Here is a 15711-nt window from a genome sequence, read left to right on the forward strand (position 1 = left end):
CATGGGATTGGTGAAGGTGTCAGGAGAGCGCCGCGCCGCCTGCCGTGCGGCAGGAAAAACGGTTGCGCCCGGCCCGCTTGGCCTCGTAGAGGGCCTCGTCGGCCAGGCGGATGAGCGCCTCCTCGCAGGCGACGGTGGCCGGATCGGTGGCATGCACCAGCCCGGCGCTGATGGTCACATCCAGCCGCAGCCCCTCATGCTCGATCGGCTGTGCGCTGATCAGCTTGCACAAGCGCTCGGCGATGCAGGGCCCCTGACCGCATTCGACGTTGCTCATGACGATGAGGAACTCCTCGCCACCGAAGCGGCCCAGCTGGTTGTATTGGCGCACCCCGCCCGCCAGCCGCTGGGCAATCTCCCACAAGACCCCGTCGCCGGTGCTGTGGCCGTATTGGTCATTGATTTTCTTGAAGTGGTCCACATCCACGATGATGAGCGAGATCGGCCCGCCTTCGCGCCGGGCGCGGGCGTATTCCGCCTTCAGATGATCGAGGATGCCGCGGCGATTGAAGACGCCGGTCAGCGGGTCGCGGGTCGCCAGCTCCTGCAGCTCGTCCTGGGTGGCAAGCAAGCGCGCGTTGACCTCGACCAGCTCCTGGTAGAGACGCCCTTTCTCGATGATCGCCGACAGCTGGGCGGCGATGCGCAGATACAGCCCCTGGTGGACGCCCTGGTAGGTAAACGGCTCGGTGCTGGAGAAGAACAGGAAGCCGACCGGCTTGCCCTGGCTGATGAGGGGACAGGTCAGGCTGGAGCGGATCCCCTCGGCCAGCATCAGGCGCGTCGAATGGGAGTCGGGATGCTGGCGCAGATGCGCGTCCAGATCGTTGAGAATGCGTGGCTGGCCGCTGGCGATCACCTGGTTGAGGCTGCTGTTGGCCATGCTCGCGGTGAAACCGGTGCCCAGGCGAACATCGCCGAAATCGGCGCGCGCCCAGCATGAGCGGAGCGTTCGGCCATCGGCGGACAGCAACGCACAGCCCATTCGGTTGTAGGGGATGACGGTGCGGAAGGCGTCGAAGATGCGGTCGAGGACATCGATCAGCGTCAGCCCGCCGTTGACGGTGTCGGAGATCGCCTGCATTCGCAGCACCTGGGTGACATGGCCACTGAGGTGCTCGGCCAGTTGCTGCAGTTCGGCCCCCAGGCGCCCGACGTCGTCCTGCGCCCCGAGCGGGATGTCGACCGCGTAACGGCCCTCGCGCATGGCGCGCACGGCCTCCACATAGGCTGACAGTCGCGTGTCGGCAGGCGCGCTCTGGCCGGTGCTTGTCATGGGTCAGCTCACCTGGCTGCGGCTGCCCTCGGCCGCGTGGCACTCACGACGGCACCGCTGGCCCCCGGCATGACAATCGCTGCGCATACGCCCGCCGGCCCCCGCAAACCTCACTCACTCACCACTTTGCCATCGCACAAGGTTGTGCATTGCAGCACACTTGGCGTGCACAAAGATTGATCCAGGACAAACGAAAAGCATACAAACGTATGAATAGAATACGGATTTACATTATCGAACACCCGTAAAACATACCACGCGCCGGGGCCGCCCGGCGACCCCCGGCCAGGCTCAGGAGCGCCCGGGCAGGACCCAGTCGGGCCGCGGCCAGTGGCAGGTGTAGCCGTGGGGATAGTGTTGCAGGTAGTCCTGGTGCTCGGGTTCGGCTTCCCAGAACGGGCCCACCGGCGCCAGTTCGGTCACCACCGGACCCGGCCACCGCCCGCTGGCGTCCACGTCGGCGATGGTGTCGAGGGCGACACGGCGCTGATCGTCATCGACATAGTAGATGGCGGAACGATAGGACGGGCCGCGATCGTTGCCCTGCCGGTTCGGCGTGGTCGGATCGTGGATCTGGAAGAACACCTCCAGCAGCCGCCGATAGGAGATCCGTTCCGGATCAAACAGGATTTCGATGGCTTCGGCATGGTTGCCGTGGTTGCGGTAGGTGGCGTTGGGTACTTCACCGCCGGTGTAGCCCACTCGCGTGGCTTCGACGCCCGGAAGATGCCGGATCAGCTCCTGCATGCCCCAGAAGCAGCCGCCGGCGAGCACTGCGCGTTGCTGTGCCATTCAGACGTCCTCCACCTGATCGAGATAGGCGCCGTAGCCGGCCGCTTCCATGTCGTCGCGATGGATGAAGCGCAGCGACGCGGAGTTGATGCAGTAGCGCAGCCCGCCACGGTCGCGCGGCCCGTCCGGGAAGACATGTCCCAGATGGCTGTCGCCGTGGGCGCTGCGCACCTCGGTGCGGATCATGCCGTGGGTGGTGTCGCGCAACTCGTTGATGTTGGCCGGCTCGATGGGCTTGGTGAAACTGGGCCAGCCGCAGCCGGACTCGTACTTGTCGGACGAGGCGAACAGCGGTTCGCCGGAGACCACGTCCACGTAGATGCCGGGGGCGTTGTTATGGAGGTATTCGCCGCTGCCGGGCATCTCGGTGCCACTCTCCTGGGTCACCCGGTACTGTTCGGGGTCCAGGGCGGCGATGGCCGCGTCGGTCTTGCGGTAGCTTGTCATGTCGGGGGCTCCTTGCCAGGGATTGTCTTGGTATTGACCACGATGCCCGTATTTTGCTCCGACCGGCGCGAATGCGGGGAGGGAGACCCGCCTCAGGTGCCCACCAGCCGAGCGCCGCCTCAGGCGCCCACCAGCAATTCGTCGGCCACCCACTGCTGCAGGTAGGCCCCAACGGTCGCGGCCGCGTCCACCTCGCCCGCCGACGCCACCGCCCGCTCGCACAGTTGCCCGAAGCACTCGCCCGCCGCGACGGCACGCAGCAGATCCGCCTCCAGCGGTGCGATGCTGCGCCAGTTGGGGGACAGGGCCTTGCGCCACACGAGGATGGTGTTGTCCAGTCGCTCCGGCGGCGCGACCTGGCGGTCGGGGTCCTCGGCGGTGGACAATTCACGCCACACCGGCGCGACGGACCACTGCAGCTCCAGCAACGCAACCGCCGGCTGGAGCGTGAACACCAGCGTCGGCCATGCATCGGGTGGCGTCGCGGCGAGCTGCGCGAACGCCAGCGGGACGAAATCGGCCGCATCGAAGGCCAGACAGACGGCCCATTCCATGCGCGCAAGATCGCGCAGCGCCGGATGCGGCAAGGTGTCGCTGTGCGCGGCGATGAACTCGGGCAGCCGGTGTCCGAACCAGCGGATGGAGCGCCGCTGCGACGGATGCGCCCGCAGGTAGCGCGTTGCCAGCTCGGCGAAGGCCGCATCACCCAGGACGCGATGCAGCGCCGGATAGTTGGTGCGCAGCGCTTCGATGAGGCGGACGCGCCAGGCGGTGCGATAGACCTCGAGCCCGCGCGCGTTTCCGCTCAGTCCGGGCGGCACCCCGCCGGCCGTGACGGCGGCCTGCATCTGCTGCTGGAGTGTGACCAGGCTCATGCGACCGCCTCGCCCCGCGGGGCCAGCGCCCGGGCCGCCACCTGGCGCACCTGGTCGAGCTCGGCGAGCAGCTCGGGCAGCGGCGGAATATGGTCGTCACGCTCGATCATGGTGGGCACCGCGCCGAGCCGCTTCAGGGTGTAGGCGTAGAGCGCATACACCTCGCGGCGGATGGGATGGTCGTGGGTGTCGATGAGCAGGTCGCCATGATCCTCGTGGCCGGCCAGATGGATCTGCACCACCCGGTCGGCGGGCATGGCGTCGATGAAGGCGTGCGCGTCGAAGCGGTGATTGACGCTGCTCACGAACACGTTGTTCACATCGAGCAGCAGCTGGCAGCCGGTGCGCCGGGCGAGCTCGGCGATGAAGTCCCACTCGGGCATCTCGTCCCCGGCATAGGTCACGTAGCTGGAGACGTTCTCCAGCACCAGCGGACGGCCGAGCGCCTCCTGCACCTGGGCGATGCGCGGCTCCAGGTGGCGCAGCACGGCCTCGGTGTAGGGCATGGGCAACAGATCGTGCAGGTTCTGGTGATCGACGCCGGTCCAGCACAGATGGTCGGAAATCCAGCCCGGCTCGATGCGATCGGCCAGGGCGCGCAGATCGCGCAGGTACGCCGCATCGAGCGGGTCGGTGCTGCCGATGGACAGGGCGATGCCATGCATCACCATCGGGTAGTCGGCGCGGATGCGATCGAGGAAGTGCAGCGGCTTGCCGCCGGGCACCAGGTAGTTGTCGGAGAGGATCTCGAGCCAGTCCACCGGCTGGCGGGGGCCGTCGGCGAAATCCCGGTAGTGCTCGACCCGCAGGCCGAGTCCGAAACCTTGAATGGATGGGGTCATGATAGGAAGCGGCCCGGATGGCGCGGCGCCACCCGGGCTGCAGACGCCTTACTTGCCGTCCATCATCACGTGGCCACCGGCGGACTCGCATTCGTCCTTGGAGGCCTTGTGGACCCAGCCCTGGCCCTTGCAGCTGTTCATGCCCTTGCAATCATTGCTGGCGGTCTTGCACTCACCCTGGCCCTTGCAGCTGTTGACGCCGAAGCACTGGACGGGGCTGTCGGCGTAGGCCACGGTCGGCACCGCCAGGGTGCCGGCGGCGAACAGGGCGGCAACGGTGGCGGCAACGGCAGCGCCGGTCTTCACGGTGGAATGGGTGGTCTTCATGGGTCTCTCCTGATTGGAATCGGGGGTGGCGGCCGGCGGTTCCGACGCGCTCGCAGGAGAAGACCGATGAGCCCCCCGGATGCTTACACCCGGGGCGCAGAAAAATGCCAGGGCAATGCTCAGGCGGGCGAATCGGCCACACGCACCGGCGCCAGCTCCAGCGCCGGTGCGCGCGCCGGGCGGCCGACGTGATAGCCCTGGGCGAACTCGATGCCCAGCTGGCGCAACTCGTCGAGAATGTCCGCCGACTCGACGAATTCGGCCACCACCTGGATGTTCAGCTGGCGTGCCAGCGCGGTGATGTTCTGGACGAAGATGCGATCGCGCTCGCTCTTGAGCATGTTGGAGATGAAATCGCCCTCGATCTTGAGGAAATCGAAGGGGAAGCGACGCAGGTAGTGGAAGGAGGAGAAGCCGGAACCGAAGTCGTCGATGGCGAGCCCGAAGCCCTCGGCCTTGAGGTTGTTGATGAAGCGCTCGAGCAGGCTCAGGTTCTTGACCGTGTCGCGCTCGGTGATCTCGAACACGATGCGGTTCGGGGCGATGCCGGAGCGTTTGACCAGGGCACGCAGGGTGTGCACGAATTCGGACAGCACCAGCGCCCGCGGCGACAGGTTGAAGAAGATGTAACCGTCGTAGTCGCTGGCCTGCAGCTGGGTCAGTGCGGCTTCGATGACGATGGCGTCGAGCCGGTGGATGGCGCCGACCTTCTCGGCGATCTCGATGAACTGGTCGGCCCGCATCAGCTGGCCATTGAGTTCCATGCGCGAGAGCACCTCCACCGCCGCGATGCGGCCGCTCTTCACGTCCATGATGGGCTGGAAGAAGGGGATGATGCGGCGCTCGTCGATGGCCGCGAGCACCGCCACGCCCATCTCCGAGATATCGCGGAACACGGCCATCACGTCTTCGCTGGAGGGCACGCCGATGCGTTCCTTCCCCTGGTCCTTGGCCCGGTACATCATGTTGTCGGCAAACAGGAACAGGTCCTTGCTCTCGGTGGCGTGGTCGGGATACACCGACAAGCCGATGGACACCGTCCCGCAGACGCGTTCGCCGTCCGGCGCCTCCACGCTGACCGAGCGGGCCCGCGCGAGAATGCGCTCGGCTGCGCTGAAGGCCTGCGCCACATCCGCCTCGGGGAGAATCACCACGAATTCGTCGCCACCGTAGCGCGCCATGATGTCGCCGTTGCGCAACTCGCCGCGCACGGCCTCGGCGAAGCGCTGCAGGAAGCGGTCCCCCATGGTGTGGCCGTAGTGGTCATTGACCAGTTTGAAGTTGTCCAGATCGAGCAGCAGCAATGCAAACTTGGCGTTGTGGCGGGCGCTGCGGCCGATCTCGTAGCCCAGCAGCTCCCAGAACACCCGCTGGTTGTACAGGTGGGTCAGCGGATCGCGGGTGGCGTAGTACTCCAGATCGCGGGTGTATTTGTGGATCGCCTTGATGGAGCCGACCACGTTGAGCAGGGTGGACAGGATGCTGTCGAGCACCAGCTGGTGGGTCTGGTCCATGACATCGTCGGTATGCACCCCCACGCCGACGATACCGCCGATCTTGGGCTGCTCGACGAAGAAGGACTTGACCCGCAGGGTCAGCTCTTCCGCGCCGATGGCAACCGGCACCTGCCGATCCGCCGACGCATGGTGGTGGATCTCCACCGTGGCCGGCTCGGCGAAGCGCGGATGATGCTGCAGCGCATCACGGATCTGCGCTTCGACCATGCGCCGGGTCGGCGCGTCGGGCTGGCCGAACCAGAAGATCTCGATGTCGAACAGCTCGTCCTCGGTCTGGAACACCGAGAACAGCACATGGGCTTCGAGCACCGTGTTGATGTCCACCAGCAGCTGGGCCACATGCTCGCGCCAGTCGCGGATCACGTCGGAGGTGATCACGAAGCGCTCGAGCAGGTTGATCTCGAACAGCAGGATGTCCTTGTCCACGGCGATGCTGCGCAGGCGCGAGGCGAGCGTGCCGATGGCCTGATGGATGCGGCGGATCTCCTCGAATTCGCGCGGGCCGGTGTCCACGCCGAGCTGCTTGAGATCGTCGATCCGCCCCACCGACTCGAGGCTGCGCTCGACCCGGCTCACGCTGCGGCCGATGCGCCGGCTCACCCACCACACCGCGCCGATGGCGATCGCGATGCCCAGCAGCAAGCTGGGAAAGGCCGACACATAGAAGCCGTAGCGCGCCTTGTTGAGAATCTGCCCCAGCGGTTGGCGCACCTCCACCGCGCCGAGCACGGTCCCCGGCCAGGCCCCGCGGTGACAGGTCGTGCACCGCGCCTCGGCCACCAGCGGAAAGATGCTGCGCAGCTGGCCGTCGGACTCCAGACGGCTGCGCTGCCCGGTCCTGAGCACGGCCAGCACCGCCGCGTCCGGCGTCGGCGCCGCCTCGTGGCGGTTGGACGCCACCTCGGGGGCCGGATAGATCTCGACCTGGGCCCCCGAGGGATCGTTGCGCAAGGTCTGCAGGAAGCGGTCGGCCTCGTCCGGAATCCAGCCCCGGCTCATGAGCTCCGACAGCGTCGTATAGGTCAGCCGCGCGGCCTGCTGCGCCTGGGTGTCGGCATAACTGCGCAGGGCCGTGTCGAAGCCCTGGCTGACCGCCAGCCAGCTGCCGCCCAGAAAGACCAGTCCGACGGCAGCGGACGCCGCAAAGATGTAACCGCGAAGGCGCATTGCCGACACTGGCTCCGTGATATCAGGAAGGACGAACGTAACAATCCTGAAACACGGATCCCTTGCGCCAAATCAACTACTTAGGGAATTGACTGAAAGTGGCGGCGACAAGCGTGACAAAGTGCACGGGGCCGCCTCGGGACATGCTCCGGGCGGCCCCGCCGCAGGCATGTCCCCCTAGCCGAACCGGCCGGTCACGTAGTCCTCGGTCTGCTTCTCACGCGGGTTGGTGAACATCTGGTCGGTGGCGTCCATTTCCACCAGATGCCCCAGATACATGAAGGCGGTGTAGTCCGAGACCCGCACCGCCTGCTGCAGGTTGTGGGTGACGATGGCGATGGTGTAGCGCGATTTGAGCTCGTCGACCAGCTCCTCGATCTTCGCGGTCGAGATCGGGTCGAGCGCCGAGGCCGGTTCGTCGAGCAGCAGCACCTCCGGCTCAAGCGCCACCGCGCGGGCGATGCACAGCCGCTGCTGCTGGCCGCCCGACAGGCTCGCGCCGGCCCGTTTGAGCTTGTCCTTGACCTCGTCCCACAGCGCGGCGCGGCGCAGCGCCTGCTCCACCACGCCATCCATGTCGGCCTTGGACAGGCGCCGGTACATGCGCACGCCGAAGGCGATGTTGTCGTAGATGCTCATGGGAAACGGCGTCGGCCGCTGGAACACCATGCCCACCCGGGCGCGCAGCTGGTTCAGGTTCTCGCCACCGGCGAGGATGTCGCGCCCGTCGAGGAGAATGCGGCCCGCCGCGCGCTGGCCCGGATACAGGCTGTAGATGCGATTGAGGGTACGCAGCAGGGTGGATTTGCCACAGCCCGACGGGCCGATGAAGGCGGTCACGCGGTGCTCGTGCAGATCGAGCGAGATGTCGTGCAGGACCTGGTGCGCACCGTAGTAAAAGCGCACCTGCTCCAGGCGCATCTTGACGGCGGGCTCCGGTTCAGCCGCCGGGGCGGCATCGGCCACGTGGGGGTCGGCGAGGGACAGGGGCGCCTTGACGTGCGCCTGGTCGGGGTCGATCTTCATGGGTTCGGGTCTCATGGCCGGGGCTCAGGCGTCAGTCATGGTGACGGCTTACCAGGCGCGCGATCACCAGCAGGCCGAGCACCACGGCCGTGCTGACCAGCGCGCCCGCCCAGGCGAGTTGATGCCAGTTGTCGTAGGGGCCGGTGGCGAACAGGTAGAGCACCTGCGGCAGGCCGGCCACCGGCTGGTTCATGTTCCAGGTGAAGAAGTTGTTGCCCAGCGAGGTGAACAGCAAGGGCGCCGCCTCACCGAAGATGCGGGCGGTGGCCAGCAGCAGGCCGGTGAGGATGCCGGAACGCGAGGCACGCAACACCACCTGGAGGGTGGTGCGCCAACGCGGCGCGCCGAGGGCGGCACTGGCCTCGCGCAGGCTGCCGGGCACCAGCTCGAGGGCCGCACAGGCGGTGGACACCACCACCGGCAGCGCCACCACCGCCAGCGCGGCGGCGCCGGCCCAGCCGGAGAAGTGCCCCATGGGCCGCACCAGCACACCGTAAACGAACACCCCGGCGATGATCGACGGGCCGGCCAGCAGCACGTCGTTGAAGAAGCGGATGGCGCGCGCCAGGGCGCCGCCCGGCGCCATCTCCACCAGCCACACGGCGGCGAGGATGCCGATCAGGGCGGCGAGCACGATGCCCGCCCCGGTCATGAGGAAGGAGCCGACGATGGCATTGGCCAGACCGCCGCCGTCGATGCCGGCGCCGGGGGTCGATTCGGTGAACAGGGCCAGGTTCAGCGCCGAGACGCCGCGAGTCACGACACCCCACAGCAACCAGCCCAGAAAGAGCACTGCAAATACGGTGGCGAGCACCGACATGAGCATGTCCACGCCGCTCAGGAGGCGGCGGCGCAGCAGCAGGCCGCGTTCGCTCGGGATCATGCGGCAGCCTCCTTGCGGGCCGAGCGCCGCAGCATGGCATTGGCCACGCTGAGCACCACGATGGTGATGGCGAACAGGGTGAAGCCGAGGGCGATGAGCACGGACACGTGCAGGTCGCCGCTGGCCTCGGAGAATTCGTTGGCGATGGTCGAGGCGATGGTGTTGCCCGGCTCGAACAGGGAGAAGGTCACGTTGTGCGCATTGCCGACCAGGAAGGTCACCGCCATGGTCTCGCCCAGGGCGCGGCCGAGGCCGAGGATGATGCCGCCGGCCAGACCGCGCCGGGTGCTCGGCACGAGCACGTTCCAGATCACCTCGCGATGGGTCGCACCGAGCGCGTAGGCCGATTCGATCAGGTGCCGCGGCACCGTCGCCAGCACGTCACGCATCACCGCGGCGATGAAGGGGATCACCATCACCCCGAGGACGAAACCGGCCACACCCCAGCCCAGGCCGATGGGCGGACCGTCGAACAGGCCGCCCACCAGGGGCAGGCCGCCGAACCAGTCGGTCAGGGCCGGCTGGATGCGATCGGCGAACAGGGGCGCGAACACGAACAGGCCCCAGATGCCGTAGATGACCGAAGGAATGCCTGCCAGCAGTTCGACCGCAACCCCGACCGGCCGCCTCAGCCAGTGGGGACACAGCACATTGAGGAACACCGCCACGCCGAAACTCACCGGCACCGCCACCACCAGCGCCACCAGCGACGTGGCCAGGGTCCCCAGAATCGACGACGCGGCGCCAAACTCGCCGCTCACCGGATTCCATTCGCTGGACACGAAGAAGTGCCAGCCGAACTGCCGCAGGGCCGGCAAGGCGCCGGCAAAAAGGAACGCGAGAATCGCAAGCATCAACCCCAGCACCAGCAGCGCGAAGCCGCCGGTGCCGAGGCCGAAGAGCCGATCCCCGACCTCGGCGGGCGCCGAGGCCGGAGTGCTTGCGAGCTCAGCCGTCCCGGTCAGGACGCGGGCCACAGCGCCTGACCCTTGGCATCTTTGATCTGCTTGTGCCATTCGGTTTCGATGAACTCGATCACGCTCTTGGGCATGGGGACGTAGTCAAGACGGTTCGCTGCCTCGCCGCCCTGCTTGAAGCCCCAGTCGAAGAACTTGAGCACGTCGCGGATGCGACCCGCATGCTCGCCGGGCTGAACGTGCACCGCCACGAAGGTGGCCCCGGAGATCGGCCAGGTGGCCTCGCCCGGCTGGTCGGTAATGACCACGTCGAAGCGGTCGGCCCCCTTCCAGTCGGCGTTGCCGGCGGCGGCGGCAAAGCTCTCGGCGGTCGGCGCGACCACCTTGCCGGCCTTGTTGACCATGCGTGCGTAGTTCATGTGGTTCTGCAGCACATAGGCGTACTCGTTGTAGCCGATGCTGTAGTCCAGGCGCCCGACGTAGGCGGCCACGCCTTCGTTGCCCTTGCCGCCGACGCCACCGGGCCAGGCCACCGCCTTGTCGAAGCCGAGCTTCTCCTTCCAGGCCGGGCTGACCTTGGACAGGTAGTTGGTGAAGATCCAGGTGGTGCCCGAACCGTCGGAACGATGCACGGTGACGATCTTCTTGTGCGGCAGCTTCAGGCCCTTGTTCAGCCCGGTGATGGCGGCATCGTCCCAGTAGGCGATCTTGCCCATGAAGATGTCGGCCAGCACCGGCCCGGAGAGCACCAGCTCACCCGGCTTGACGCCCGGCAGGTGGATCGTCGGGATCACGCCGCCGACCGCGGTCGGCCACTGCATGATGTGCTCCTTCATCTGCACGTCGGGCGTCCACGGCGCGTCGGACGCACCGAAGTCCACCGTGCCGGCCGCCAGCTGACGCTGCCCGGCACCGGAACCGACGGACTGGTAGTTCAGCTTCACGTCGGTCTGCTTGGCGTACGGCTGGGCCCACGCCGAGTACAGCGGATAGGCGAAGCTCGAGCCGGCACCATCGATCTGATGGGACTCCCCGGCCAGGGCAAGGTCAAAAGCGCCAAGCGCAAACACGGTGGCAAGGCCAATGCCGGCGACACGCCGGGCACAGCGGTTGAAAGTCATGCTCATCTCCAGATTGAGAACGGGTCGGTTGTTGATCGGAAGGCCGGCCGGGCCACCGCCCCATAAGGCAAGCGCGGGACCAGTTTGACGCCCGTTTCCGTGAATTTTTTGTGACACCCCGACGGCATGACGCCAACGCCCGGCCTGACAGGCGCAGCCCTGATGGCACGGCATTTCGCTCCGATCACCCGGTGCCACCGCCAACACCAGCGTCCGGCGCACCCCCGGGTGTACCGGCCCGGACAGGACCGATCGATGGTGGTGGATAAGCACCATGGCGGTGGATATCCACCAGGCCCGCCATGCGCGTGCGGGCATCCCCATCGCACGCGGCGCGCCCGGTGTGGTTCAATGCACGGGTTTTCGCTGCATCGCATCAGGCCCCATGTCCGCGCTCTGGATGATTCTCGCCAGCTTCTTCTTCGCCTCCATGGGCGTGTGCGTGAAACTGGGCGCCGGGCACTTTTCCACCGCGGAGCTCACCTTCTACCGGGGTGCCATCGGGGTGCTCGTGATGAGCCTGCTGATGTGGCACCGCGGCACGCCTCTGCGCACACCGCACTGGCGCCGGCAGATCACCCGGGCGCTGGCCGGCACCCTGTCGCTGGCCTGCTATTTCTTCGCCATCGGCAGCCTGCCGCTGGCCACCGCCGTCACCCTCAACTACACCTCGCCCCTGTTCGTGGCGCTGCTGCTGGCCTTCTGGTATCGCGAGCCTCTGCCGCGCACGGCGGTCGGCGCGCTCCTCGTCGGTTTCGCCGGGGTGGTCGTCTTGTTGCGCCCCACCCTCGCGAGCGATCAGTGGATCGGCGCGCTCGCGGGCCTGGGCACCGGCGTGATCGCCAGCCTCGCCTACTTGCATGTGCGCGAGCTGGGTCGCATGGGCGAGCCGGAGACGCGCACGGTGTTGTGGTTCTCAAGCGTCACCGCGCTGACCATGCTCCCCGTCGTCCTCGCCGGCGACGGCTTCACCCTGCCCGACGGGCGCGGCGCCGGCATCCTCGCGGGGGTGGGGCTGTTCGGCGCCGCCGCGCAGCTGGCCATGACCCGCGCCTATCGCTATGGCCCCACCATCGTGGCGGCCAACCTGGCCTACGCCACCGTGGTCTTCGCCAGCCTGTTCGGCATCTGGCTCTGGGACGAAGCGCTGTCGAGCAGCGGCGTCATCGGCATGCTCCTGATCGCCGCCAGCGGCATACTCGTCTCGCGTGCCCGCCAAAGGGCGCCATCGCCCCGTCGCACCGATTGAAGCACCGACATCGCATGGTTATAGTGGAACCAAGCGGTCGTGCTGCACTCCCACTGGTCAGCAAGCCTGCATGGGACGAGCGCGCCACGGCACCGCGCTAAAACAAGGAGACTGTCATGATCACCACGGAACACGGCGAGGGCCAGGTATCGGTCACCGTATTCGGCGAGTTCGAACTGCACGACTACAAGGAGTTCGAAGAGCTCGTCCGCTACAAGCTCAAGTTCGAGGGGCGTCAGAACCTGTTCATGGATCTGCGCAAGATGACCGGTTTCACCATCGACGTGGCGTGGGAGGAGATCCGCTTCTCGCGCGAGCACAAGTCGGATTTCGGCCGCATCGCCATCATCACCAGCGACCAGTGGGTCACCTGGAGCGCGTGGGTTTCGCAGATGTTCGTGGAAGCCGACGTCCAGGTCTTCGACGACGAGGACGACGCCCGCGCCTGGCTGGCCAGCGCACCTCAGACCGCCTGAAGGGATCTGCGCATGAGCGGTGCACCGACGACCATCATCTCGCCCGAGCAGCTGCTGCGCGAACTCGACAATCCGGACTGGGTCATCGTCGATTGCCGTCATGACCTGGCCGATCCCGAGTTCGGCCGCGCCGCCTACGCCGACGGTCACCTGCCGGGCGCCCGCTTCGTGCACCTGGACGAAGATCTGTCCGGGCCGAAAGACGGCACCAACGGCCGCCACCCCCTGCCCGACGTCGCCGCCCTGGCGCAACGGCTCGGCGAACTCGGCATCGACCGCACCAAGCAGGTGATCGCCTATGACGACGCCGGCGGCATGTTCGCCGCGCGCCTGTGGTGGCTGCTCCGGTGGCTCGGCCATGAGCGCGTCGCCGTTCTCGACGGTGACCTGCATGCCTGGCGACGTCATGGGGGTCAGCTCACCCGGGCCCCGGTGGTCCCCTCGGCCACCCGCTTCGAGCCGGTGCGCCAGCCCATCGACGCGCCGCTGCTCGACGTGCTCGAACGCTACCGCGACGAGCACACCCTGATCGTGGACGCGCGCAGCCCGGACCGCTTTCGCGGAGAGAACGAGACCATCGACCCGGTCGGCGGCCACATCCCGGGCGCGATCAATCGTTTCTTCAAGGACAACCTCGACGCCGACGGCAACTTCAAGCCCGCCGCCCAGCTGCGTCGGGAGTTCACGACCCTGCTCGATGGCGTCACGCCCGCGCAGGTCATTCACCAGTGCGGCTCGGGCGTGACCGCGTGCCACAACCTGCTGGCCATGGAAATTGCCGGCCTGCCCGGCGGACGCCTCTATCCGGGCTCCTGGAGCGAGTGGTGTGCGTCCGACCAGCGCCCGGTCGCCACGGGGCCCTGAGATCCTGCCGCACGGCATCGTTGGAATGTTATGTCCGCACCACCCCTTGAACGCCGTTTCAGTAAAAACCAGCTGCAATACATCCTCGAGCAGGCATTGATCTACCAGTGCGCCTGCCCGGCGCAGGTCACCAAGCTGATCTCCGAACTGGTCCAGCTGTACGACTACCAGCAGCAGTGCCTCGACACGAGCGATACCGATCGGGCCGTGCATGCCCGGATCGCGGATACCGTCCAGGCCATCATCCCGATCGTCGAAACCTGCCTGGCCGACGTGCTGGCCCTCGAAGGCTGGGATCCGGACACACTCGACATGCCCGCCAATCTGCAAAAACGCCTCATCGACGGTCTCGAGCGATGAGCCTGCGCGGGCAGCTCCATTCCTTGATCTGGCTCTGAATCCTCGGCGGGCGGGGTTGCTACACTCGCGGGGAATCATTGACCCGAGGAGACATCGTGAAGCGCTTCGACTTTGCCCCCATGCCCACCGCGGACGGCTATTTCGGTGACTACGGCGGCCAGATCGTGCCGCCGGAACTCAAGCAGATCATGGACGACATCGATCGCGCCTACGAGGAGATCCGCCAGCAACCCGAGTTCCAGGCCGAACTGGCCATGCTGCACGCGGACTACGTGGGCCGCCCGAGCCCGGTCTATCTCGCCCGCCGTCTGAGCGAGCAACTGGGCGGCGCGCGCATCTACCTCAAGCGCGAAGACCTCAACCATACCGGCGCCCACAAGATCAACCACTGCCTGGGCGAAGCGCTGCTGGCCAAGTACATGGGCAAGACCAAGGTGCTGGCCGAGACCGGCGCCGGCCAGCATGGCGTCGCCCTGGCCACCGCCTGCGCGCTGGTGGGCATCCCCTGCGAGATCCACATGGGCCAGGTGGACATCGAGAAGGAACACCCCAACGTCACCAAGATGAAGATCCTCGGCTGCAAGGTGGTGTCGGTCACGCGTGGCACCGCCACGCTCAAGGACGCGGTGGACAGCGCCTTCGAGGAGTACCTGAAGGACCCGGTGAACTCGATCTACGCCATCGGCTCGGTGGTCGGCCCCCACCCCTTCCCGAAGATGGTGCGCGACTTCCAGAGCATCATCGGCCGCGAAGCGCGCGAGCAGTTCCTCGCCAAGACGGGCACGCTCCCCGACATCATCACCGCCTGCGTCGGCGGCGGCTCCAACGCCATGGGGCTGTTCACCGCCTTTCTCGACGATGAGGACGTGCGCATCGTCGGTGTCGAACCGGCCGGAAAGGGCCTCGACACCCCCGACCACGCCGCCACCCTCAGCAAGGGCCGGCCGGGCCAGTTGCACGGCATGAAGTGCTACGTGCTCGAGGACGCCGCCGGCGAGCCACTGCCCGTGCATTCGATCGCCTCCGGCCTCGACTACCCCGGCATCGGCCCGCAGCATTCGTATCTCAAGGACCTCGGCCGGGTGGAGTACGACACCGCCACCGACGACGAATGCCTCGACGCCTACATGACCCTCTCCCGGGTCGAAGGCATCATCCCGGCACTGGAAAGCGCCCACGCCGTCGCCTGGGCCATGCGCACCGCGCCCACGCTGGGCCGGGACCAGTCCATCCTGATCAACCTGTCCGGACGTGGAGACAAGGACGCGGACTACGTGGCCGAGCGACTCGGGCTCTGAGGAACGAGCGCGTCGCCGACCGGTGACGCGCGTGACGCTTACCGCGAGGCGAAGGTCGCCAGGTACAGGCGCTCGACCTGCTCGCGCGCCCACGGCGTCTTGCGCAGGAACTTCAGGCTGGATTTGACCGACGGGTCGTTGCGGAAGCAGTTGATGTTGATCCGGCGCGCAAGCCCGTCCCAGCCGAAATGATCGACCAGGGCGACGACGATGCGCTCCAGCGTGAGGCCGTGCAGGGGGTTGTTCGGTTGCTCAGCGGGCATGACGGCCGCGC

Annotated in this window: 17 protein-coding genes; 5 read left to right on the top strand and 12 right to left on the bottom strand. The window is 67.1% G+C overall.

Annotated features, from left to right (window positions below; genetic code table 11):
- Positions 1-19: 19 nt before the first annotated feature.
- The 11 genes from G3580_RS14085 to pstS form a co-directional block, all read right to left on the bottom strand.
- Complete coding sequence (locus tag G3580_RS14085) at positions 20-1276, bottom strand: sensor domain-containing diguanylate cyclase (RefSeq protein WP_173766519.1); 1257 nt, start codon at positions 1274-1276, stop codon at positions 20-22.
- A gap of 291 nt (positions 1277-1567) precedes the next feature.
- Complete coding sequence (gene msrA, locus G3580_RS14090) at positions 1568-2068, bottom strand: peptide-methionine (S)-S-oxide reductase MsrA (protein ID WP_173766522.1); 501 nt, start codon at positions 2066-2068, stop codon at positions 1568-1570.
- A complete protein-coding gene (msrB, locus tag G3580_RS14095; protein WP_173766524.1) occupies positions 2069-2515 on the bottom strand; it encodes a peptide-methionine (R)-S-oxide reductase MsrB in 447 nt (148 codons plus the stop codon).
- Positions 2516-2634: 119 nt separating this feature from the next.
- A complete protein-coding gene (locus G3580_RS14100; RefSeq protein WP_173766526.1) occupies positions 2635-3390 on the bottom strand; it encodes an HvfC/BufC N-terminal domain-containing protein in 756 nt (251 codons plus the stop codon).
- Positions 3387-4232: an MNIO family bufferin maturase gene (bufB, locus tag G3580_RS14105; protein ID WP_173766528.1), complete on the bottom strand. Its 846-nt coding sequence runs from the start codon at positions 4230-4232 to the stop codon at positions 3387-3389. Before bufB ends, G3580_RS14100 begins: the two co-directional genes overlap by 4 nt.
- Positions 4233-4280: 48 nt before the next feature.
- The gene (bufA2, locus tag G3580_RS14110) at positions 4281-4559 is read right to left on the bottom strand and encodes a BufA2 family periplasmic bufferin-type metallophore (RefSeq protein WP_173766530.1); all 279 of its coding nucleotides are present in this window, start codon (positions 4557-4559) and stop codon (positions 4281-4283) included.
- A gap of 119 nt (positions 4560-4678) precedes the next feature.
- Positions 4679-7243: a putative bifunctional diguanylate cyclase/phosphodiesterase gene (locus G3580_RS14115; protein WP_173766532.1), complete on the bottom strand. Its 2565-nt coding sequence runs from the start codon at positions 7241-7243 to the stop codon at positions 4679-4681.
- A 177-nt stretch (positions 7244-7420) separates the two neighbouring features.
- Positions 7421-8164: a phosphate ABC transporter ATP-binding protein PstB gene (gene pstB / locus G3580_RS14120; RefSeq protein ID WP_217424676.1), complete on the bottom strand. Its 744-nt coding sequence runs from the start codon at positions 8162-8164 to the stop codon at positions 7421-7423.
- A gap of 136 nt (positions 8165-8300) precedes the next feature.
- Positions 8301-9152 carry a phosphate ABC transporter permease PstA gene (gene pstA / locus G3580_RS14125; protein ID WP_173766534.1) on the bottom strand — a complete coding sequence of 284 codons (852 nt, stop codon included), beginning with the start codon at positions 9150-9152 and terminating at the stop codon, positions 8301-8303.
- On the bottom strand, positions 9149-10129 hold the full coding sequence (gene pstC / locus G3580_RS14130) for a phosphate ABC transporter permease subunit PstC (protein ID WP_228720674.1): 981 nt from the start codon (positions 10127-10129) through the stop codon (positions 9149-9151). The genes pstA and pstC overlap by 4 nt, the downstream gene beginning before the upstream one ends.
- Positions 10114-11190 carry a phosphate ABC transporter substrate-binding protein PstS gene (pstS, locus tag G3580_RS14135; RefSeq protein WP_173766538.1) on the bottom strand — a complete coding sequence of 359 codons (1077 nt, stop codon included), beginning with the start codon at positions 11188-11190 and terminating at the stop codon, positions 10114-10116. Before pstS ends, pstC begins: the two co-directional genes overlap by 16 nt.
- A 385-nt stretch (positions 11191-11575) precedes the next feature.
- On the opposite strand from pstS, the gene G3580_RS14140 reads away from it, so the two are divergent.
- The 5 genes from G3580_RS14140 (at position 11576) to trpB (ending at position 15437) form a co-directional block, all read left to right on the top strand.
- A complete protein-coding gene (locus G3580_RS14140; RefSeq protein ID WP_173766540.1) occupies positions 11576-12439 on the top strand; it encodes a DMT family transporter in 864 nt (287 codons plus the stop codon).
- A gap of 116 nt (positions 12440-12555) precedes the next feature.
- Positions 12556-12915, top strand: a complete 360-nt coding sequence (locus G3580_RS14145) for a SpoIIAA family protein (RefSeq protein WP_173766541.1) — start codon at positions 12556-12558, stop codon at positions 12913-12915.
- Between the two features lie 12 nt (positions 12916-12927).
- On the top strand, positions 12928-13779 hold the full coding sequence (locus G3580_RS14150) for a sulfurtransferase (RefSeq protein ID WP_173766543.1): 852 nt from the start codon (positions 12928-12930) through the stop codon (positions 13777-13779).
- A gap of 30 nt (positions 13780-13809) precedes the next feature.
- On the top strand, positions 13810-14139 hold the full coding sequence (locus tag G3580_RS14155) for a hypothetical protein (RefSeq protein WP_173766545.1): 330 nt from the start codon (positions 13810-13812) through the stop codon (positions 14137-14139).
- A gap of 95 nt (positions 14140-14234) precedes the next feature.
- Positions 14235-15437 (top strand): tryptophan synthase subunit beta, encoded by a 1203-nt coding sequence (gene trpB / locus G3580_RS14160; RefSeq protein ID WP_228720675.1) that lies wholly within the window; start codon positions 14235-14237, stop codon positions 15435-15437.
- Positions 15438-15475: 38 nt separating this feature from the next.
- Here trpB and G3580_RS14165 read toward each other — a convergent pair whose 3' ends face one another.
- Complete coding sequence (locus tag G3580_RS14165) at positions 15476-15700, bottom strand: VF530 family protein (RefSeq protein WP_173766547.1); 225 nt, start codon at positions 15698-15700, stop codon at positions 15476-15478.
- Between the last annotated feature and the right edge of the window lie 11 nt (positions 15701-15711).

It is taken from the genome of Nitrogeniibacter mangrovi (genome assembly GCF_010983895.1).
Taxonomy (GTDB): domain Bacteria; phylum Pseudomonadota; class Gammaproteobacteria; order Burkholderiales; family Rhodocyclaceae; genus Nitrogeniibacter; species Nitrogeniibacter mangrovi.